The sequence below is a fragment of the Pseudarthrobacter sp. TE9888 genome (assembly GCF_056279345.1).
Genome location: NZ_JBWBRD010000002.1, coordinates 3,653,506 through 3,674,077, shown reverse-complemented (window position 1 = coordinate 3,674,077; position 20,572 = coordinate 3,653,506). Strand labels below are relative to the sequence as shown.

The following is a 20,572-nucleotide window of genomic DNA, read 5'->3' as shown; positions in this document are numbered from 1 at the left end:
GCAGGGGACCCGCTGATGCCCAGCGTACTTCCCCTCGGCGACCCGGCGCCGTCGGACGGTCTGCTGCCTGCCCAGGCAGCGGACGGTGCGGCGGCCCGGGCCTTTGGCCTGTATGTCCACATTCCGTTCTGCGCGGTGCGCTGCGGGTACTGCGATTTCAACACCTACACCGCTACGGAACTGGGCGGCGGCGCGTCGCAGGATGCCTACGCGCAAACCGCAGTGTCGGAAGTGTCCTTGGCCGCCCAGGTGATGAGTCGTTCCGGGCTGCCGGAACGCAAGCTCAGCACTGTCTTTTTCGGGGGCGGCACGCCCACCCTGCTTCCGGCCGATGACCTCGCCCTGATCCTTCGCGCCGCCATTGACCGGTGGGGCATCGAGGACGGCGCCGAGGTCACCACGGAAGCCAACCCCGATTCGGTCACCCCCGCATCCCTCGCCATCCTCAAGGAGGCGGGTTTCACGAGGGTCTCCTTCGGCATGCAGTCCGCAGTCCCGCACGTGCTGAAGGTCCTGGACCGCACCCATACGCCCAGCAGGGTTCCGCAGGTGGTGCAGTGGGCGCGGGAGGCCGGGCTGGATGTCAGCCTGGACCTGATTTACGGGACGCCGGGGGAGTCGCTGGCCGACTGGCGCCACTCCCTGGAGACTGCCCTCTCCTACCAGCCGGACCACATCAGCGCCTACGCGCTGATTGTGGAGGACGGCACCAAGCTGGCCGCGCAGATGCGCCGCGGCGAGGTGCTGGGAATTGACGACGACGACCACGCCGACAAGTACGAACTCGCCGACCAGCTCATCACCGACGCCGGGCTCGGCTGGTATGAGGTCAGCAACTGGGCGCGGAGTCCGGAGCACGCGTGCCGCCACAACCTGGCCTACTGGCGTGGCGACGATTGGTGGGGCATCGGCCCCGGCGCGCACTCGCACGTGGGCGGGGTGCGCTGGTGGAACGTGAAGCACCCGTCCGCGTATGCCAACCGCCTGTCCCAGGGGCATTCGCCTGCGGCGGGCCGGGAAACCCTTGACGCCGAAACCAGGAACATGGAGCGGGTGATGCTGGAGGCGCGCCTGCAGTCAGGCCTTGAGGTTTCGGCCCTTAGCGCCGGGGGCAGGCACCAGGTTGCCGGGCTCATTGCTGGCGGCCTGGTGGAGCCGGCCGCCGCTTTCCAGGGCCGCCTTGTCCTTACGCTGAAGGGCAGGCTCCTGGCGGACGCCGTGGTCCGCCGCGTCCTTCCGGACTGACGGCCGCCGGCGCGTCCAAGGGGAGGGCCCGCTCCGCTACTTGATCCAGCGCAGGTTGTACTGGTAGCGGTGCGGCTGGCCCTTGTTGACGTGGATCCCTGCGGCCACGGAGAAACAGGTCAGCGCGACCCAAATCAGGGTTGCGATCACGGCGAAGATGTTGCCCACGTAGGGAATGAACACCAGGATGTTGGCCAGGACGGCGGCGATGGTGGGGGGCAGGCTGAAGTTCAGTGCCTCTTTGGATTCCTGCGCGGTGAACGGCCCGCGGTCGCGGAAGATCAGGTAGATCAGCAGCGAGGGCACGCAGCCAAGGATCCCGCCGAAATGTGCCAGCGTGGCCCATTGGCGGTCCTCGCTGGCCGTGAGCGGCAGGGCATTGGCGGGGACGCCATGGTACTCGGAGCGGCCTTGGCCGTCCCTGTGATCACGTGCGTTTTCTGCCACAGTCTGTTCCTTCGGAGATGCAAGTGGTGCTGACGTCAAATACGGGTGCGGTGTGCAATACCCCTGGGAGAGCCGGCATTGCACTATCAAGAATACTGGCTCCGGGGGCAGTGTCCGCCCTTCAGGGCACGGTGAGGAAGTCGATGACTTCCTCAACCCGCCCCAGCAGCGATGCTTCCAGGTCGGCGTATGTGCGGACGGTACCCAGCAGTTTCTGCCATCCGAGGCCGATGTCTTCCTTGGTGGCGTGCGGCCAGCCGAAGGCTTTCAGGATCCCGGTCTTCCAGTCCTGTCCACGGGGCACGGCAGGCCACTTGTCGATGCCCAGCACCGCCGGCCGGATAGCCTGCCAGACATCAACGTAGGGGTGTCCCACGATCAGGACATTCCCGGCCGCGCCGGGGGAGGCCATAACGGCGTCGGCGATGCGGGACTCCTTCGAATCCGGAACGAGGTGGTCCACGAGGACGCCGAGCCGCCGGCCGGGACCGGGGTTGAAGCCGGCAACCGCCGCGGCGAGATCGTCGATGCCGTGCAGGGGTTCGACGACGATGCCCTCTACCCGAAGGTCGTCGCCCCAGACCTTTTCCACCAGTTCGGCGTCGTGCTTGCCCTCCACCCAGATGCGGCTTGCCTTGGCCACCTGGGCCCGCTGGCCGGCGACCCGGACAGAACCGGAGGCCGTCCTGCCGGCGACCGGACCGCCGGCAGCCGGACGTGGTGCCGGGGGCACGAGCCTGATGGGCCGGCCCTCCAGGAGGAAACCGAAACCCAGCTTGAAGGACCGGGACTTCCCGCGCCGGTCCTCCAGGGCAACCACGTGCATTCCTCCGGATTTTTCCACCCGCGTCACGGCACCCACCCAGCCTGACTGCACGTCCTCCAGCACCATGCCCCGCTCCACCGGCACCTCGGGCAATTCCGCTTTGGCCGGGGCGGATATGCCGCGGGGCCCCCAGTTTTGGTAATCCATGGATTCGATCCGCCTAGCGCTAGGTCCTCCGCACCGGAATTTCGCCCGGAGCGGTACCAATGCTAACAACGGGCCAAGGCATAATAGACTGTTAGCACTTAGGCATGTCGAGTGCTAACAAGGTGGCATCTGGCGGGGCATGGGCCCCGCACCGTGGATGGAGGTGGAGAGTGAGCGAGCCACGCAAACTGGAAGTGCTGCGGGCCATCGTGGAGGATTACGTCCACTCCCGCGAGCCGGTCGGGTCGAAGGCCCTGGTTGAGCGGCACCATCTTGGGGTTTCCAGCGCAACTATCCGGAACGATATGGCGGCCCTTGAGGACGAGGGATTAATCACGGCCCCCCACACCAGTGCAGGGCGGATTCCCACGGACAAGGGCTACCGCCTTTTCGTTGACCAGATCTCGGCGGTCAAGCCGCTCTCTGCAGCCGAACGCCGGGCCATCCAGTCCCTGCTTGAAGGCGCAGACGATCTCGACGACGTCCTGGACCGTACTGTCCGGCTGCTTTCCCAACTGACCAACCAGGTGGCTGTGGTCCAGTATCCGCACCTCAGCAAGGCCCTGGTGCGCCACATCGAATTCGTGCTGCTTGCCCCCCGCAAGGTGTTGGTGGTGCTCATTGCCAACAGCGGCAAGGTGGAGCAGCGGGTCATCGACGTCGGCCAGGACCTGGGCGACGACGCCGTGGCAGCACTCCGCACGCGTTTCCTCGCCGCACTGTCCGGGACGCCGCTGAGCCGGCTTGCCACGGCCCTTCCTTCCGTCGTGGCGGGCACGGCGCAGGCACACCGCCAGGCTGCGCACGCCCTGGCACTTGGCCTCGAGGGGCTGGCGCAAAACACCAGGGAGGACCGGATGGTCATGGCCGGGACAGCCAACCTGGCCCGGTCCAACGTGGACTTCCCCCTCAGCATCGGCCCCGTACTCGAGGCCCTTGAGGAGCAGGTGGTGATGCTGCGGTTGCTGAGCGAGATGGCACAGGACCACCGCGGCGTTGCCGTCAGCATCGGAAGGGAGAACCCCTACGACGGCCTGGCCGAAGCCTCGGTAGTGGCCACCGGCTACGGCCCGGACAGCGCCGCCAAGGTAGGGATCCTCGGCCCGACCAGGATGGACTACCCCACCACCATGGCCGCCGTCCGGGCAGTGGCCCGCTACCTTTCCAGGATTTTGGGGCCCTGACCCGCGCGGCCGGAGCATTCTCCGGCCGGGAACAAAGAGCCGGGCGCCCGACTGAACGCAGTACAACAAGGAAGAGATACGAACTTTGAGCAGCCACTATGACGTCCTTGGAGTCTCACCCGAAGCTACGGGCGAAGAGATCAAAAAGGCCTACCGCAAACTGGCCCGCACCCTCCACCCGGACGTAAACCCCGGTGAGGATGCCTCGGAACGCTTCAAGGCAGTAACTCACGCCTACGAGGTCCTTTCCGACCCCCAGAAGCGCCGGATCTACGACACCACGGGCAACGAGAACGGCACGGACAACGGCTTCGGCGGGGCCGGTTACGCGGGCCAGGGCTTCGCATTCCAGGACATCTTCGACACCTTCTTCGGCGCCGGGGGCACCTCCGGCCCGGCTTCCCGCGTCCGCCGCGGCCAGGACGCCCTCATCAGCGTCCGGATCGACCTTCGCGACGCCGTGTTCGGCGTGAACAAGAAGCTCGAAGTGGACACCGCCGTCGTCTGCCCCACCTGTGAGGGATCCTGCTGCCGGCCCGGCACGCACCCCGAGCGCTGCGACATCTGCGGCGGCAGCGGCCAGGTCCAGCGGGCCGTCCGCTCCATTCTTGGCCAGGTCATGACGGCGGCCCCTTGCGGCACCTGCGAAGGGTTCGGCACCGTCATCAAGGACCCCTGCAACGAATGCAGCGGCCAGGGCCGAATCCGCAGCCGGCGTTCGCTGACCATCAAGGTTCCCGCCGGCGTGGCCACCGGAACCAGGATCCAGCTCTCGGGGCAGGGCGAGGCGGGACCTGCGGGCGGCCCCGCCGGCGACCTGTACGTGGAAATCCGCGTCAACAATGACGCCACCTATGTGAGGGAAGGCGATGACCTTCACGCCACCTTGCACATCCCGATGACTGCCGCCGCCCTGGGCACCGACGTCAACCTGGAAACCTTCGACGGCACCCAGGACATCGACGTCAAGCCCGGAACCCAGTCCGGCGAGATCATCACCCTGCGCGGCCTGGGTGTCACCCACCTGCGCGGCTACGGCCGCGGGGACCTGAAGGTCCACCTCCAGGTGGACACGCCGGCCAAGCTCGACCCGGCGCAGGAGGACCTCCTCCGGCAGCTCGCCAAGCTTCGCGGGGAACAGATCACCGAGGGAAAGCTCGCCGCCAGCGGTGGCATGTTCGCCAAGCTCCGGGACCGGTTCGGTAACCTGTAGCGGTGAGCAATCCCGTCTTCTTCACACCCGCCGGCTCGCTGGCCGGAATGGTCCCTGGCGGCCATTTTGTCCTGGACGGTTCTGAGGCACGCCACGCCGTGACGGTCAAACGGCTGTCGCCGGGAGAGCCGGTGGACATCGTCGACGGCGCCGGCACCCGCATGACCGGAAAAGTCGTCGCAGCTGCCCCTTCCGGTCTCGAAGTGGAATGCAGCGCCGTGGCCACGGATGAAAGGCCGGACGTCCGGCTGGTACTGGTCCAGGCGCTGGCCAAGGGTGACCGCGACGAGCTGGCGATCGAGACGGCCACGGAACTGGGGATCGACGCCGTCGTACCGTGGCAGTCCGAACGGTCGATCGTCCGTTGGAAGGGCGACAGGGCCGCCCGCGCCCATGCGAAGTGGGAATCTGCCGTGGCGGCGGCCGCGAAACAGGCGCGCCGGGCCTGGATTCCCGAAGTCCGGGCTGCGGTTGAAACGGCAGGGCTCTCCGCTGCCGTGGCGGCCGCTGACCTGGCGGTCATCCTCCACGAAGACGCTGTGCGCCCGCTGCGTGCTGTCCTTCAGGAGTGGCAGGGGAGTGCCCCGGCCGGGATCCGGGAAGTCCTGCTGATTGTGGGTCCGGAGGGTGGCATCAGCCCGCGGGAAGTAACGAAACTTTGCGACAAAGGCGCCGTGACTGCCCTGTTGGGGCACCACGTCCTGCGGTCCTCCACAGCCGGTCCGGCCGCCGTCGTGCTGGCAAGCGACATCCTTGGCCGGTGGGCCGCTACCTGACCTTGAAGGACCTCGTGTCCTCATTGCGGTCCGGCTCCCCGCCGGAACCTGCCTGGGCCACCCGGAGCTCGTAGTCGCCCGGTGGCAGGTTGAGTGCCAGCGTGAAGACTCCCGCCTGCCCCTGGGCAGCGGCCGCCGTGGTCTCTCCGGTCAGGAAGGGCGTTTTGCTGCCGCTGTCCCCGGACTGCAGGATTTGCCAGTGCAGCTTTGCCCCCGGCGACGTGCTGCGGCCGGTGATCTTTACGCTGCCACTGGGCACCTCGGTGTTTTCCTGGGGATCGATGATCCAGACCGGTGCCACCAGGCCGGCGGCCCGGGTCATCAGTGCGCCCAGCTGGACTTTTCCGAACGCCACGTAGTCCGTGTGGCCGTCCACCAGGATCCGCACGCGGATCTGCTGCCCGGTATCGATCAGGCCCGAGCTCGCGGCGGCTGCGGTGGCCGTGTAGATCAGCTGCTGGATGGCCCGGGCCGCCATATCAGCGTCGAGGTTGCTGTTGAACGCATCAGCGGAGACGTCAACGGTGATGATGTCCTTGCCCGAAATGGACGTGGCCAGTTTGTCCGGATTCTGCCACGGCGTGAAGAAATCAGGGTCAAGCGGTTTCTCTGACATCATGGCGCGCAGGGCCCGTGTCACCGGGTTTTCCTGCTCCGGGACGTCCCGGAACTCGCGGTAGAGGAAGACGTTCCCGCCCGTGCGGCCGATCCAGTAGACAGGCGCCTTGTTAGAGGACTGGGTGGTTTCCAGCGGGGCGCTGGTGGAGGGTGCGTCCGGCATGGTGCCGCCGGTGGCCGGGACCGAGGCGACGGTCCCCGTAGGGGCTGGTCCGCCTTCGGCAGTGCAGGCAGCGAGCACCGGAACGAGCACCAGGATTCCCGCGAGGACGGCCGGGCGCAGGCGGCCCATGGGTCGTCCTGCCCTTTCGGGCACAGAGGTTTCCGGCACTGTCCTGCCCTTGTCCTTTCATGGCGTGGCGGGCCGATCCCCCTGGCGGCCTGGCGTTCCAGCAGATGCTGCTGGATTTCCAGCATTGCACAGGGGAGGGCCGCCCCAACCGCACTTTTGCCTGCCCGGCCGCAACTGCAACGGGAACGATATGAGGCCGATATGAAGTTGATACCAAACGCTGCTTTTCGTTGCCCGCGGACGGCCCTTCAGGGTGGCGGAGGTGCAGGTCACTGGCCCGCAAGGTATCCGGCCGGGGCATGTGCTGGCGTAAGATAAAGGGATCGCTGGCAGGTGCTCCGTGCAACGGGCACCGGCTGCAGCAAACAACTGATGTCGATCTTCGAGGGGACCACGGGCCTGCGGGCCAGCACCATGACTGAATCAGCAAATGGTAAGCGCCGGCTCAACACGGGTGATGGCAGTCCGGGGGAATTCCCGCACTCCCTTCCCGGCATCCGGACCGAAGTAGTCCTCTTCGAGAACTCAGACCAGATGGTTCAGTCCCTCGGCAGCCATGACGAGGCGCTGCGGTTCATCGAGGAGCAGTTCCCGGACGTCAACTTCCATGCCCGCGGCAACGAACTGTCCATCAGCGGACCGGTCAGCGACGTTCCCCGCATCATGCGGCTCCTTCAGGAGGTCCGCGGCCTTGTGGCCCGCGGCACCGTCATCACCCCCGCGGTGCTGCAGCAGCTGGTGGCGCTCCTGCGCACGCAGTCACTGCAGAATCCCGTGGACGTGCTGACCCACGACATCCTCTCCAGCCGCGGCAGGACCATCCGGCCCAAGACGCTCAACCAGAAGACCTACGTTGACGCCATTGACGCCAACACGGTGATCTTCGGCATCGGTCCGGCCGGTACCGGCAAGACCTACCTGGCCATGGCGAAAGCCGTCCAGGCACTGCAGCAGAAGGAAGTCAGCCGGATTATCCTGACGCGCCCCGCGGTGGAGGCCGGCGAGCGGCTCGGGTTCCTGCCTGGCACGCTCAGCGACAAGATCGATCCCTACCTGCGCCCGCTCTACGACGCCCTGCACGACATGATGGACCCCGAATCCATTCCACGGCTCATGGCTGCCGGCACGATCGAAGTGGCACCCCTCGCCTACATGCGGGGACGTACCCTCAACGACGCCTTCATCATCCTCGACGAGGCCCAGAACACCACGCCGGAACAGATGAAAATGTTCCTCACCCGGCTAGGGTTCGGGTCCAAGATGGTGGTCACCGGAGACGTGACCCAGGTGGACCTTCCCTTTGGGACGCGTTCCGGGCTGCGGATCGTCGAAGAAATCCTCCAAGGCATCGAGGGCGTGAACTTCTCCGTCCTGGACGCCGCCGACGTCGTCAGGCACAGGCTCGTTGGCGACATCGTCAACGCGTACAGCATCTGGGACGAAGCCCAGCGTAACCGGGTCAAGCATTCAGCAAGCCGCGAAAAACGGGGGGAACACGCGTGAGCATCGAGGTCAACAACGAGTCCGGCATCCAGGTGGATGAATCCGCGCTTGTGGCCCTGTCGCGGTACATCTTCGAACAGCTCTACATCCATCCGCAGGCCGAACTTTCCATCCTCCTTGTGGATGAGCCGGCCATGGAGAAGCTGCACATCGAACTGATGGACGAACCGGGCGCCACCGATGTGCTCTCGGTTCCCATGGACGAATTGACCCCCGGAACACCGGGCCGGCCCACGCCCCAGGGCATGCTGGGCGACATCGCCATCTGCCCGCAGGTCGCGAAGGTCCAGGCCAGGAATGCCGGGCACGCGCTGCAGGACGAAATGCTGCTGCTGACCACGCACGGCATCCTTCACCTGCTGGGCTACGACCATGCCGAGCCGGAAGAGAAGGCGGAGATGTTCGGGCTCCAGCGGGAACTCCTGTCCGGCTTCACCGGCAAAGAAGCACCTGCCGAGACCACCCAGTGACACAACTGCTGCTGGTTGCGGTGGCACTCGTTTTCCTTGCCGTCGCGGCCCTGCTGACCGCGGCCGAGGCTGCCTTCAGCTTCCTTCCCCGGCACGACGCCGAAGAGGCACTGCACAGGAGCCGCGGCACCGCGATGCGCCGCATCCTGGCTGAACCGGTCGCCCACACCCGGGCGCTTCGCTTCTGGCGCGTCTGGTTCGAGATGGCCTCCGCGGTGGCCGTCGCCGTCCTGATCGCAAGCCTGCTCGACAACGTCTGGCTCGCGGGACTGGTGGCCACCGGCATCATGGCCCTCCTGGGGTTCGTGATCGTCGGGGTCTCGCCGCGCCAGCTTGGCAGGCTGCACTCCTCCGCGGTGGTCCGCTTCACCGCCCCAATGGTCCGCTTCCTCACCAGCGTGCTGGGCCCCATCCCGGGCTGGCTGGTGGCCTTGGGAAGTTCGGCAGCCCCGGGCGCCCCCGGCGGCGACGACGCGTTCTTCAGCGAGCAGGAGTTCCGGGAACTCGTTGACCGCGCCAGCGAGTCGGACATGATCGAGGACACCGAGGCCGAAATGATCCAGTCGGTTTTCGACTTCGGGGACACCCTGGTGCGGGCCGTCATGGTTCCCAGGACGGACATCGTCAGCATCGACGCCGGCTCCACCCTTCACCAGGCGATGTCGCTGTTCCTGCGCTCGGGATATTCGCGGATCCCGGTCATCAACGAGAACACGGACCACATCCTGGGCATCGTCTACCTCAAGGACGTGGCCGCAGTCATCCACCAGCTGGGCGCTGGCCAGGAGCCGCCCCTGGTGGAATCGCTGGCCCGCGAGGTTCGCTATGTGCCCGAGTCGAAGCCGGTCAGCGACCTCCTGCGCGAACTGCAGAAAGAGTCCACGCATGTGGCCATCGTGATCGACGAGTACGGCGGCACCGCCGGGCTGGTGACCCTCGAGGACCTGATCGAGGAGATCGTGGGCGAGATCGTGGACGAATACGATACCGAGAGCGCTGAAGCCGTGGCGCTGGGTGACGGCTCCTACCGGGTCAGCGCCCGCATGGGCATCGACGACCTCGGCGAGCTTTTCGACCTCGAGATTGACGACGACGAGGTGGACACGGTGGGCGGCCTCCTCGCGAAGGCGCTCGGCCGGGTCCCCATCGTGGGCAGCAGCGTTGACGTGCAGGGCGTCTCGCTGCGGGCGGACCGGCTGGAGGGCCGGCGGAACCGGGTCAGCCATATCATTGCGGCGCCCGTACCAAGAGTAGAGACTGACCTTGAAGGCCTCCTGGAAGAGGCCGAAGCAACCCAGCAGGGAGTTCCACGTGAGCAAGAAAAATAAGGCTGCCGAACAGGACGACTTCGGCGGTTTCCGCGCCGGGTTTTCCGTCCTGGTTGGCAGGCCCAACGCGGGCAAGTCCACCCTGACCAACGCATTGGTGGGGAAGAAGGTGGCCATCACCTCCGCCAAGCCGCAGACTACCCGGCACACCATCCGGGGCATCGTGCACCGCGATGACGCCCAGCTGATCCTGGTGGACACGCCCGGGCTGCACCGTCCCCGCACCCTCCTCGGCAAGCGCCTCAACGACCTGGTGGCCGACACCCTCGCCGAAGTGGACGCCATCGGCTTCTGCCTGCCGGCCAACGAAAAGATCGGGCCCGGCGACAAGTTCATCGCCGCCCAGCTTGCAGCCGTGGGCCGCAAGCCCGTGATCGCCATCGTCACCAAGGCCGACCTCGTGGACAAGCAGGCGCTGACGGAACAGCTCCTCGCCGTGGCCGCCCTGGGCCGCGAGGTGATGGGCGAGGACGGCTGGAAGGACATCGTTCCCGTCTCCGCCGCCGACGGTTTCCAGGTGGGAACAGTGGCCGATGTGCTCATCAGCCACATGCCGCCGTCGCCCCCGCTGTACCCGGACGGGGAACTGACCGACGAACCCGAAGCTGTCATGGTGGCGGAACTGATCCGCGAGGCAGCCCTGGAGGGGGTCCGGGACGAGCTTCCACACTCCCTGGCCGTCGTAGTGGAGGAAATCGTTCCCCGGGAGGACCGGCCGGAAGACAACCCCCTGCTGGATGTGCGCGTGAACCTCTACGTTGAACGCCCCTCGCAGAAGGCCATCATCATCGGCAAGGGCGGCGCCCGCCTGCGGGAAGTGGGTACCAACGCGCGCAAAGGCATCGAAGCCCTCCTTGGCACCCGCATCTACCTTGACCTTCATGTCAAGGTGGCAAAAGACTGGCAGCGCGACCCGAAACAGCTGGTCAAACTCGGTTTCTGACCCGCATTCGGGCCGTTCGCGGGCGCGTGCCAGGCATGTTCACCAGACTGGACCACTAAAATGGACCGGATTTCGTTTTTAGAGGAAGGTTCACCACGTGGGTCGAGGCCGCGACAATCGCGACAACGAGGCTGACCTGTCAGCCGGACCGGGACCGGTATCCCGTCACGCGGACAGCCACACCGTGGGCGCCGCACGGCACCTCGGTCCCCTGCGGAGCATGCCCCTGTGGCTGAAAGCCGTCACGGGGGTGGTCGCGCTGGTCCTGGTGGCGGCTGCAGCGTTCGCAGGATTTTGGTTCTTCCGGCTCCAGAACAACATCTCCAAGGCGCCGTTGAACGCCGGCGGGGAGACCACCGAGTCCCCGGGGAACGACGCCACGGGACGGTTGCAGATCCTGATCCTTGGCTCGGACACGCGCGATGGCAAGAACTCGGAGTATGGGTCTGCCGATGATTCCACGGGCTACGGCAAGTCCGATGTGATGATGCTGATGGACATCTCCGAGGACAACAAGCGCGTCAACGTCATCAGCTTTCCGCGCGACCTGCTGGTGGACATCCCGGACTGCAAGGATACGAAGACCAAGAAGGACTACCCGGCCCGCACCGGAGTCATGATCAATGAGGCCATGAGCGAAGCCGGCATCGGCTGCGCCGTGGACACGGTCAACAAGCTCACGGGCATGCAGGTGGACCACTTCATGATGGCGGACTTCAACGCCGTGAAGGAGCTGTCCAATGCCGTCGGCGGCGTGGACGTCTGCATCAGCGACGCCGTGTACGATCCTGATTCCAGGCTGCGGTTGCCGGCCGGAACGTCGTCCGTGCAGGGCGAGCAGGCACTTGCGTTCCTCCGCACCCGCCATGCCTTTGCCGACGGCGGTGACCTGGGCCGCATCAAGGCGCAGCAGGGATTCCTCTCCTCGCTGACGCGGAAGATCAAGGATGAAGGCACCCTGTCGGACCCCGCGAAGATGCTGAAGATCGCCGACGTCGTAACCCAGAACCTGACGGTGGATGACGGGCTCGCGTCTGTTCCCACACTGCTGACCATCGGGAACCGGCTCAAGAACATCGACATCAGCAAGGTGGCGTTCGTGGCAGTGCCCACGACGCCGGCGCCCGTGGACCCGAACAGGCTGGTCATTGCCGAACCCGCAGGGGCCCAGCTGTTTTCGGCACTGCGGAAAAACGTGGACCTGACCGATCCCACCGCGCCCACCACGCCGTCACCTACCGAGTCGGCGTCGCCGTCGGCAACACCCACGGAGACAACTCCGCCGGCGCCGCCGTATAACAAGGCCATCCAGCCCGTTACAGTCGCCAATGGAAGCGGCGTCAACGGCCGCGCCCAGGAGCTGGTCCAGGCGCTGGTGGCCGGCGGCTTCACCCAAACCGGCCAGTTCCTCGCCCAGCCGGTTGCCAAGTCGGCGGTCTACTACGGCAATGGCTTCGCCGACGTGGCCGCCGATGTGGCCGCCCTGCTGGGAATCCCTGCCACGCTCATGATTCCCGCCCCGGGGGTGTCCGGCGTTCAGGTGTATGTCGGCAGCGACTTCACCACCGGCACGGCCTACGGGGCGGCAGGCGGCGGAACTGCCGCTGCCTTGCCCCAGGACATCGTTAATCAGACCGCAGGCGACAAGGTCTGCCAGCAGGCCAATCCCGAGCTGATCGTCAGGTAGCAACAGCCGTTCCTGCGGCGCGCAAACGCCAGCTGCAAGAAAATGGGCCCTGCCGGACACGGCGGGGCCCATTTTCTTGCGCTCCGGTTACCAGATGCTGACCCGATCGGCGGCCGGCATCCACATGCCATCGTCCTCGGTGACATCGAATGCCTCGTGGAACGAATCCAGGTTTTTCGCGATGGCGTTGGTCCTGAACTCGTTCGGTGAGTGGGGATCGGTTGCAAGCCGGCGGATGGCCTCCTCCTGCCGGATGACCTGGCGCCAGCCCGCTGCCCAGGACGCGAAGAAACGCTGCTGACCGGTCAGGCCGTCTAGGACCTCTGGTTCCTTGCCGTCGAGGCTGATCAGGTATGCCTTGTAAGCGATGGTCAGCCCTGCAAGGTCGCCGATGTTCTCGCCGAGGGTGAGCCGGCCGTTGACGTGGTGCCCTGGCGCGGCGGTGGGGGAGAGCGCGTCGTACTGCGCGACCAGCCGCGCCGTCAGCGCGTCAAAAGCCTGCCGGTCCTGGTCGGTCCACCAGTTCCGCAAGGCCCCGCCGCCGTCGAACTGTGAGCCCTGGTCATCAAAACCGTGCCCGATCTCATGGCCGATCACAGCCCCGATGCCGCCGTAGTTGACGGCGTCGTCGGCATCGGCGGTGAAGAACGGCGGCTGCAGGATGGCCGCAGGGAACACGATCTCGTTCATCATCGGGTGGTAGTACGCGTTGACCGTCTGCGGTGTCATCAGCCACTTGTTCCGGTCCACGGGCTTGCCCACCTCATCAAGGTGCCTGTCGACATCCGCGTTGTGGGCGCGTTCCACGTTGCCCAGCAGGTCCTGGGGGTCGATCTCCACGGCCGAATAATCGATCCACTCGTCCGGGTAGCCAATCTTCGCCCTGAACGCCTCCAGCTTGCGCAGGGCTTCGGCTTTGGTGTCTTCGCCCATCCAGCTGACGTCATTGATGCTTCGGCGGTAGGCCTCGATCAGGTTAGCCACCAAAGTCTGCATCCGCGCCTTGTGGGACTCGGGGAAATGGCGTGCCACGTAGATCTGGCCGACAGCCTCACCAAGGCCGGCTTCGACTACCGCGACGCCGCGCTTCCACCGGTCCTTGTTACGGGGCGTGCCGCTGATGGTGGTGCCGTAGAAAGCGAAGTTGGCGTCCACGAACCCTGAGGACAGGTAGGGCGCGGCCGCGCTGACGACGCGCATGGCCAGCCACTCCTGCCACGTGCTTACCGGGACTTCGTCCAGGAGGCCGGCAGCGCCGGCGAAGAAGTCGGGTGTGCTGACCACGATTTCAGCGCGCTTGTCCGCATCGATTCCGGCGGCGTCAAACCAGGTGGCAAGGAGGGGGAAGAGCTCGGCGGCTTCATCCGCTGTCTTCAGGTTGTAGGTCTTCTGCGGATCCCGGAGGGTGACGTTGTCCCAATGGTGGGACGCGAGCTTTGTCTCCAGCCCGACCACGCGTGCTGCTGCACCCTTCGGGTCGGCAACACCGGCCAGTTCGAACATCTTCTCCACGTGCGCCGTGTATGCGGCAACGATCGGTTCGAACTTCGCGTCCCGGTAATAGGACTCATCGGGAAGGCCCAGGCCGCCCTGGCCGGTGTACAGCAGGACCCGGTCGGGGTTGCCCGCATCCGGGGCGGGGTAGATGTAAAACAAGCCGCCCACGTCCTTGCGGAACAGTCGTCCCGCCAGAGCCATGAGGTCCCGCACCGACGCTGTGGCAAATACTTCCGCGAGTCGCCCGCGGATGGGTTCCATGCCCTTGCCCTCGACGGTGGCTTCGTCCATGAAGCTGTTGTACAGCCCGCCGATCTTCCGCTCGATCCCGGTGGCGTCGCCGCCCTTTGCTGCGGCCTCCTCGATGATGTCCCGGACGGCAATTTCGGACCCGTCCCGCAGGGCGGTGAAGGTGCCCTCCAGGGGACGGTCATCCGGAATTTCGGTGGCCTTCAGCCATGCTCCGTTGACGTGCTGGTAGAGGTCGTCCTGCGGCCGGACTGTGTGATCAATGGTGGATAGATCGATCCCCGAAATGGGCACTGCAACTCCTTTGCTGGGACGCCGCTGCCGGGCGGAACACCGCAGCGCGTCTGCATGCTGGACTTTACGGACGGTAGTGCCCTTTCATCTTACGCACCCGTGTTACCCTCAAAGTGTGCGTGCAGAGCTCCTTCTCCTTAGCTGCCGCGGCGAGGCCACAGACGCTATCTAGCGCACGGCCCACCCTCGCTGCGGAGTTTGTGTTGCCCGGCCACCCTTTCACTGAAGATCGATAGAAAAGGCCACGAACATCATGCGTAACGCACAGAAGCCCTCAGGAATGCCCGCCCACCGGTACATGCCGTTCCAGGACCAGATCAAGGTTGAACTGCCAGACCGCACCTGGCCGGACAAGATCATCACCAAGGCCCCGCGCTGGTGCGCAGTTGACCTGCGCGACGGCAACCAGGCGCTCATCGATCCCATGAGCCCGGCCCGCAAGATGAAGATGTTCGACCTGCTGGTCCGGATGGGCTACAAGGAAATCGAGGTCGGGTTCCCGTCCGCGTCGCAGACGGACTTCGACTTTGTCCGCCAGCTCATCGAAGGCAACCACATCCCGGATGACGTCACCATCCAGGTCCTCACGCAGGCCCGGGAACACCTGATCGAACGGACCTACGAGTCCCTGGTGGGCGCCAAGCAGGCCATCGTCCACCTCTACAACTCCACGTCCGTGCTGCAGCGGCGCGTGGTCTTCAACCAGGACGAGGACGGCATCCTGGACATCGCCCTGCAGGGGGCCCGGCTGTGCCGGAAGTACGAGGAAACCCTCGCTGACACGCACGTAACGTACGAGTACTCGCCGGAGTCCTTCACCGGCACGGAACTCGAGTACGCCGTCCGGGTGTGCAACGCCATCGCCGATGTCTTCGAGGCCTCCGCCGACCGCCAGGTGATCATCAACCTGCCCGCCACTGTCGAAATGGCCACCCCCAACGTCTACGCCGATTCCATCGAGTGGATGAGCCGGCACCTGCACCCCCGCGAAGGCATCATCCTCTCGCTGCACCCGCACAACGACCGCGGAACCGGGGTGGCTGCCGCCGAACTGGGCTACATGGCCGGCGCCGACCGCATCGAAGGCTGCCTGTTCGGAAACGGCGAACGGACCGGCAACGTGGACCTGGTGACCCTGGGCCTGAACATGTTCGTCCAGGGCATCGACCCGATGATCGACTTCTCCAACATCGACGACGTCCGCCGGACCGTGGAGTACTGCAACCAGCTGCCGGTTCCGGAGCGTTCACCGTACGGTGGCGACCTGGTGTTCACCGCTTTCTCCGGCTCGCACCAGGATGCGATCAAGAAGGGCTTCGAAGCACTGGAGCGCGACGCCGCCGCGGCCGGCAAGGCCGTGGACGACTTCACCTGGCAGGTTCCCTACCTGCCGGTGGACCCCAAGGACCTGGGCCGCAGCTACGAGGCCGTCATCCGCGTGAACTCCCAGTCCGGCAAGGGCGGCGTGGCCTACCTGCTGAAGAACGAGCACAGCCTGGACCTGCCGCGCCGTGCGCAGATTGAGTTCTCCGGCGTCATCCAGCGCCGCACCGACACCGTGGGCGGCGAGGTCAGCGGAGCCCAGTTGTGGCAGACCTTCCAGGACGAGTACCTGCCGTCCGGCCAGGCCGAGGGGCAGTGGGGACGCTACTCGCTGGGCGGGGTCAAGACGGAAACGGATGCCGACGGCGGCATGACGCTTCACGCCGCACTCACCATCGATGGTGCCCAGGTCAACCGGACCGGAACGGGTAACGGACCTATCGCAGCCCTGCTGAACATCCTCCACGACGACGGCGTGGACGTCCGGGTGCTGGACTACAGCGAGCACGCCCTGTCCGAGGGCGGCAACGCCGCGGCGGCCGCCTATGTCGAATGCGCCGTGGGGGAGCGGGTCCTGTGGGGCGTCGGCATCGATGCGAACACCAGCATGTCCTCCCTCAAGGCCGTCATTTCGGCGGTCAACCGCGCCATCCGGGACGCCCGGGCCTGACACCTGAAGGGGCGCCGCCGGTTCCAGCCGGCGGCGCCGCCGCGGCCTGTCGGCATGCTGCCGGGCAGGATGGGAAGATAGAGCGTGGTTCAACAGTCTTTTGCCTCCCGGGCGTACCGGGACGACGCCGTGGTACTCCGTACCCACAAGTTGGGTGAGGCGGACCGCATCATCACGCTCCTGACCAAGCACCACGGCCAGGTCCGCGCCGTCGCCAAGGGCGTGCGCCGCACCAGCAGCCGGTTTGGTGCCCGGCTGGAACCCTTCATGGTGGCAGACCTGCAACTGGTGTCCGGCCGCACGCTGGACATCGTCACGCAGGCAGTTGCCAAGGGTGCGTACGGCGGCAGTATCGCCGCGGATTACGGCAGGTACACGGTTGCCGCCGCCATGACGGAGACCGCGGAGAAACTGACCGACGTGGACGGTGAAGCCGGAACCGCCCAGTACAACCTGCTGGTGGGCGCCCTCGCTGCACTGAGCCGCGACGACCACGCCGCAGGCCTCATCCTGGACTCGTACCTGCTCCGTGCCCTGGCCACGGGCGGTTGGGCCCCCAGCTTTACGGATTGTTCCCGGTGCGGAATGCCCGGCCCGCATACCGCGTTCTCCGCGCCACTGGGCGGCATGGTCTGCGCACAGTGCAGGCCGCCCGGGTCACCCGCGCCGGCATCCGAAACCGTTGTCCTGCTGGCGGCCCTGCTGACCGGTGACTGGGCCACGGCGGATGCGTCGTTGCCGCAGCACCGCAAGGAGGCCGCCGGCCTGGTGGCGGCGTACCTGCAGTGGCATCTTGAACGAGTACTGAAATCCCTCAAACATGTGGAGCGCAGCTGACAGTGGCCTTGGGAAAAAAGAACAATGCACCCCGCAAGCGCACCCATCCCGTGGTGGCCCCCTACCCGCATCCTTCCGGCGCGGTGGCCCCCTCCATCCCTGCTGAATTCATTCCCCGGCACGTGGCCATCGTCATGGACGGCAACGGCCGGTGGGCCAACCAGCGCGGCCTGCCCCGGATCGAGGGCCACAAGGCGGGAGAGCCGGCCCTGCTTGATGTGATGGCCGGTGCCATCGAGCTGGGGATTGAGTATGTCAGCGTGTACGCCTTCTCCACCGAGAATTGGCGCCGTTCCCCGGAAGAGGTCCGCTTCCTGATGGGATTTAACAAGGACGTGCTTCGACGGCAGCGGAATCAATTGGACGACTGGGGCGTCCGCGTGCGCTGGGCAGGACGCCGGCCGCGCCTCTGGGGTTCCGTGATCCGGGAACTGGAGGATGCAGAGGAGTTCACCGCGGCCAACACCACCTGTAATTTGACCATGTGTGTTAATTACGGCGGCCGCGCTGAGATAACCGACGCTGTCTCCGCTATAGCCGCGGACGTTGCAGCAGGCAGGCTGAAGCCGGGCGCCATCACCGAGCGGACCATCCAGAAGTACCTGGATGAGCCCGACCTCCCCGACGTGGACCTCTTCCTGCGCAGCTCAGGGGAGCAGCGGCTCTCCAACTTCCTGCTCTGGCAGTCCGCGTATGCGGAGTTCGTCTTCATGGACACGCTGTGGCCCGATGTTGACAGGCGGACCCTTTGGACCGCCGTCGAGGAATATGCCAGGCGCGACCGCCGCTACGGCGGGGCCGTCGATGCCGCCGCTGCGACGGCGGATCCCCAGGCGGACTAGCTTTCGCCGTAGGCCCGCAGCCAGCGGGCCAGGCGGGAATAGGCATCGGACCGGACCGGGCCGGGGGAGAGGAAGACGTCATGCAGGGCACCGTCAATCCGCTCGATGGTCACGGTACGGCCCAGGGTCAGTGCCCGGGTGCTGATGATGTTCACATCCAGGACGGCGTCAGTCCGCCGCATCTCCTCGGACCAGAGCAGGCCGTTGGCACTTCCCTTGGACAGCAGGACCAGGATTGGTGCCTCGATATCCAGGCCGCGGGCCACGCGGGCATGCCCGGCAAGGACTGCCCGCAGCCACCCTGCCCGGACAGGAAATGCCAGGCGGGGACGGTAGCGCTCATCAACGGGCCACTCGCCGTCGGCCGCGTCACTGATGGTCCGCCAATAGTGGCCGCGCTCCGGAAGGCGGAGGACCGCCTGGGGGCGGAAGCGGGCCACCGGACGCACCATGCTGGAGGCTGCCCGCCGGACCAGGGAACTTCCGTGCATTTCCAGCCAGGGACTGTTCAGGATCAGCAGGGAGACGGCCTCCGGATGCCGGCTGGTCCACAGGGCCGCCACCAGTCCGCCGGTCGAATGGCCCATCAAAGCCAGCGGTCCGGGTACGCCCTCCTGGCGGATGACACGGGTGGCTTCTTCGATTTCGGCGTCGTAAGCGGCCAGGTCCGCCACGTAGCCCCCGGGTGACTCCGGGCGCAGGCTCCGGCCGTGATTATGCATGTCCAGCGCGTAGAACTCATAGCCGGCGGCAGCCCAGAACCGGGCAAGGTCAACGTTGAAAAAGTAGTCGCTCCAGCCGTGCAGGAAGAGCACAGCCCGGCGCCGGCCGCCGGCGGCCGCGGTGTCCGCGCCCAGCCTGAGCCGCACCAGGGTTGCTGTCCGGTCTACCCCGTCAGGTCCGGCCGCCGTAAAGGTGTGGGACTCGAAATCAGCCCCCAGGATGTCCTGCTGCCACTGCATGCCCTCATGCTAGACCGGGCCGCCGCGGTCCGCCGGTCCGTTCGGCGGCTTCACCGTTTTGGTGTGGCGCCCCCGGAGACGTGAAACTAAAGGCATGCGCGTTTATCCCACTTTCTTCAGGCTGGCCTTTTCATGGATGGACGCCGAGCGCGCCCACAAGATCGGATTCAAGGGCATCCGGCTCGCGCATGCGTCGGGAGCAGGGAGGGTCTTGCAGAAGCTGACTGCTCCGGCAGCGTCGCTGCAAACGACCGCCTTCGGCGTGACTTTTCCTTCGCCGTTCGGGCTCGCTGCGGGTTTTGACAAGGAAGGCCACGGGATCGAGGCCCTGTCGGACCTTGGATTCGGGCACATTGAAGTTGGCACCATCACCGGACAGGCGCAGCCGGGCAATGAGAAGCCGAGGCTCTTCCGCCTGGTGGAGGACCGGGCCGTCATCAACCGGATGGGATTCAACAACGACGGCGCGTCTGCCGTTGCGCCGCGGTTGAAGGCAGCGCGTGCCGCGCTCCAGCGCCGCTACCCGTCAGTGCGTCCGGTCATCGGCGTCAACATCGGCAAAACCAAAGTGGTGGAACTTGCCGACGCCGTGGAGGACTACCTGGTAAGCGCCCGCAGCCTGGCGCCTGCTGCCGACTACCTGGTGGTGAATGTCAGTTCCCCCAACACCCCCGGACTGCGGCTGCTCCAGGACGTGGAAACACTTCGTCCGCTGCTGACCGCCGTAGGACAGGAAGCCGACCGCGCCGCCGGACGGCACGTACCCCTGCTGGTGAAGATCGCACCGGACCTCAGCGACGAGGACATCGACGACGTGGCGCGACTTGCCCTTGACCTGAAGCTGGACGGCATCATTGCCACCAACACCACAATCGCCAGGGAAGGGTTGGCATCGCCGGCGGAATCGGTGCAGAACTGCGGCGCCGGGGGATTGTCCGGAGCTCCCCTGAAGCAGCGTTCCCTTGAGGTGCTGAAGCGGCTCAAGCACGCCACCGGAGACGCCCTGAGCCTGGTGTCGGTTGGCGGCGTGGAGTCGGCGCAGGATGTCCAGGAAAGGCTCGACGCCGGAGCCACCCTGGTGCAGGGCTACACGGCTTTCCTCTACGAGGGACCCTTCTGGGCGGCACGGATCAACAAGCAGCTGGCAAAGAACCGCCGCTCCTGACCCCTAAATCCCATGGCGCCTGTGACTGCGGCTCCTACCAAAAACGGGCACCCC

Annotated in this window: 18 protein-coding genes; 13 read left to right on the top strand and 5 right to left on the bottom strand. The window is 66.1% G+C overall.

Annotation, left to right across the window (positions count from 1 at the left end; genetic code table 11):
- Positions 1-15: 15 nt before the first annotated feature.
- On the top strand, positions 16-1,245 hold the full coding sequence (hemW, locus tag ACZ9J7_RS17505) for a radical SAM family heme chaperone HemW (RefSeq protein WP_476211190.1): 1,230 nt from the start codon (positions 16-18) through the stop codon (positions 1,243-1,245).
- Between the two features lie 36 nt (positions 1,246-1,281).
- Here the strand turns inward: hemW and ACZ9J7_RS17500 are convergent, their stop codons facing one another.
- Positions 1,282-1,692 carry a DUF4870 domain-containing protein gene (locus ACZ9J7_RS17500; protein WP_141941485.1) on the bottom strand — a complete coding sequence of 137 codons (411 nt, stop codon included), beginning with the start codon at positions 1,690-1,692 and terminating at the stop codon, positions 1,282-1,284.
- A gap of 121 nt (positions 1,693-1,813) precedes the next feature.
- Positions 1,814-2,665 (bottom strand): DUF3097 domain-containing protein, encoded by an 852-nt coding sequence (locus ACZ9J7_RS17495; protein ID WP_476211188.1) that lies wholly within the window; start codon positions 2,663-2,665, stop codon positions 1,814-1,816.
- 170 nt (positions 2,666-2,835) lie between these two features.
- On the opposite strand from ACZ9J7_RS17495, the gene hrcA reads away from it, so the two are divergent.
- The 3 genes from hrcA (at position 2,836) to ACZ9J7_RS17480 (ending at position 5,838) form a co-directional block, all read left to right on the top strand.
- Entirely contained in the window at positions 2,836-3,849 is a 1,014-nt protein-coding gene (gene hrcA, locus ACZ9J7_RS17490; RefSeq protein ID WP_476211187.1) for a heat-inducible transcriptional repressor HrcA, read from the top strand.
- Positions 3,850-3,934: 85 nt separating this feature from the next.
- Positions 3,935-5,062, top strand: coding sequence for a molecular chaperone DnaJ (dnaJ, locus tag ACZ9J7_RS17485; protein WP_476211185.1), 1,128 nt, complete (start codon positions 3,935-3,937; stop codon positions 5,060-5,062).
- A gap of 2 nt (positions 5,063-5,064) precedes the next feature.
- Positions 5,065-5,838, top strand: coding sequence for a 16S rRNA (uracil(1498)-N(3))-methyltransferase (locus tag ACZ9J7_RS17480; protein ID WP_476211183.1), 774 nt, complete (start codon positions 5,065-5,067; stop codon positions 5,836-5,838).
- Here ACZ9J7_RS17480 and ACZ9J7_RS17475 read toward each other — a convergent pair.
- Positions 5,831-6,748 carry a GerMN domain-containing protein gene (locus tag ACZ9J7_RS17475; RefSeq protein WP_476211182.1) on the bottom strand — a complete coding sequence of 306 codons (918 nt, stop codon included), beginning with the start codon at positions 6,746-6,748 and terminating at the stop codon, positions 5,831-5,833. The two genes, ACZ9J7_RS17480 and ACZ9J7_RS17475, sit on opposite strands and share 8 nt — an antisense overlap.
- A gap of 414 nt (positions 6,749-7,162) precedes the next feature.
- Between ACZ9J7_RS17475 and ACZ9J7_RS17470 the strand changes: the two genes are divergently transcribed.
- From ACZ9J7_RS17470 to ACZ9J7_RS17450, 5 genes are all read left to right on the top strand, one after another.
- Positions 7,163-8,251, top strand: a complete 1,089-nt coding sequence (locus tag ACZ9J7_RS17470; RefSeq protein ID WP_476211890.1) for a PhoH family protein — start codon at positions 7,163-7,165, stop codon at positions 8,249-8,251.
- The gene (ybeY, locus tag ACZ9J7_RS17465) at positions 8,248-8,721 is read left to right on the top strand and encodes an rRNA maturation RNase YbeY (RefSeq protein WP_476211181.1); all 474 of its coding nucleotides are present in this window, start codon (positions 8,248-8,250) and stop codon (positions 8,719-8,721) included. Before ACZ9J7_RS17470 ends, ybeY begins: the two co-directional genes overlap by 4 nt.
- Positions 8,718-10,049 (top strand): hemolysin family protein, encoded by a 1,332-nt coding sequence (locus ACZ9J7_RS17460; protein WP_476211180.1) that lies wholly within the window; start codon positions 8,718-8,720, stop codon positions 10,047-10,049. Before ybeY ends, ACZ9J7_RS17460 begins: the two co-directional genes overlap by 4 nt.
- Positions 10,033-10,992 (top strand): GTPase Era, encoded by a 960-nt coding sequence (gene era, locus ACZ9J7_RS17455; RefSeq protein ID WP_476211178.1) that lies wholly within the window; start codon positions 10,033-10,035, stop codon positions 10,990-10,992. Before ACZ9J7_RS17460 ends, era begins: the two co-directional genes overlap by 17 nt.
- A gap of 97 nt (positions 10,993-11,089) precedes the next feature.
- Complete coding sequence (locus ACZ9J7_RS17450) at positions 11,090-12,679, top strand: LCP family protein (RefSeq protein ID WP_476211176.1); 1,590 nt, start codon at positions 11,090-11,092, stop codon at positions 12,677-12,679.
- A gap of 87 nt (positions 12,680-12,766) precedes the next feature.
- On the opposite strand, the gene ACZ9J7_RS17445 is transcribed toward ACZ9J7_RS17450, so the two are convergent.
- Positions 12,767-14,719, bottom strand: coding sequence for a M13 family metallopeptidase (locus ACZ9J7_RS17445; protein WP_476211174.1), 1,953 nt, complete (start codon positions 14,717-14,719; stop codon positions 12,767-12,769).
- 253 nt (positions 14,720-14,972) lie between these two features.
- Between ACZ9J7_RS17445 and leuA the strand changes: the two genes are divergently transcribed.
- From leuA to ACZ9J7_RS17430, 3 genes are all read left to right on the top strand, one after another.
- On the top strand, positions 14,973-16,712 hold the full coding sequence (gene leuA, locus ACZ9J7_RS17440; protein WP_476211172.1) for a 2-isopropylmalate synthase: 1,740 nt from the start codon (positions 14,973-14,975) through the stop codon (positions 16,710-16,712).
- Positions 16,713-16,796: 84 nt separating this feature from the next.
- The gene (recO, locus tag ACZ9J7_RS17435; protein WP_141160392.1) at positions 16,797-17,549 is read left to right on the top strand and encodes a DNA repair protein RecO; all 753 of its coding nucleotides are present in this window, start codon (positions 16,797-16,799) and stop codon (positions 17,547-17,549) included.
- Between the two features lie 2 nt (positions 17,550-17,551).
- Positions 17,552-18,391, top strand: coding sequence for an isoprenyl transferase (locus ACZ9J7_RS17430; protein WP_476211171.1), 840 nt, complete (start codon positions 17,552-17,554; stop codon positions 18,389-18,391).
- On the opposite strand, the gene ACZ9J7_RS17425 is transcribed toward ACZ9J7_RS17430, so the two are convergent.
- Entirely contained in the window at positions 18,388-19,353 is a 966-nt protein-coding gene (locus ACZ9J7_RS17425) for an alpha/beta hydrolase (protein ID WP_476211170.1), read from the bottom strand. The genes ACZ9J7_RS17430 and ACZ9J7_RS17425 overlap by 4 nt on opposite strands.
- A 94-nt stretch (positions 19,354-19,447) precedes the next feature.
- Between ACZ9J7_RS17425 and ACZ9J7_RS17420 the strand changes: the two genes are divergently transcribed.
- Positions 19,448-20,518, top strand: coding sequence for a quinone-dependent dihydroorotate dehydrogenase (locus ACZ9J7_RS17420; protein ID WP_476211169.1), 1,071 nt, complete (start codon positions 19,448-19,450; stop codon positions 20,516-20,518).
- Positions 20,519-20,572 lie beyond the last annotated feature (54 nt).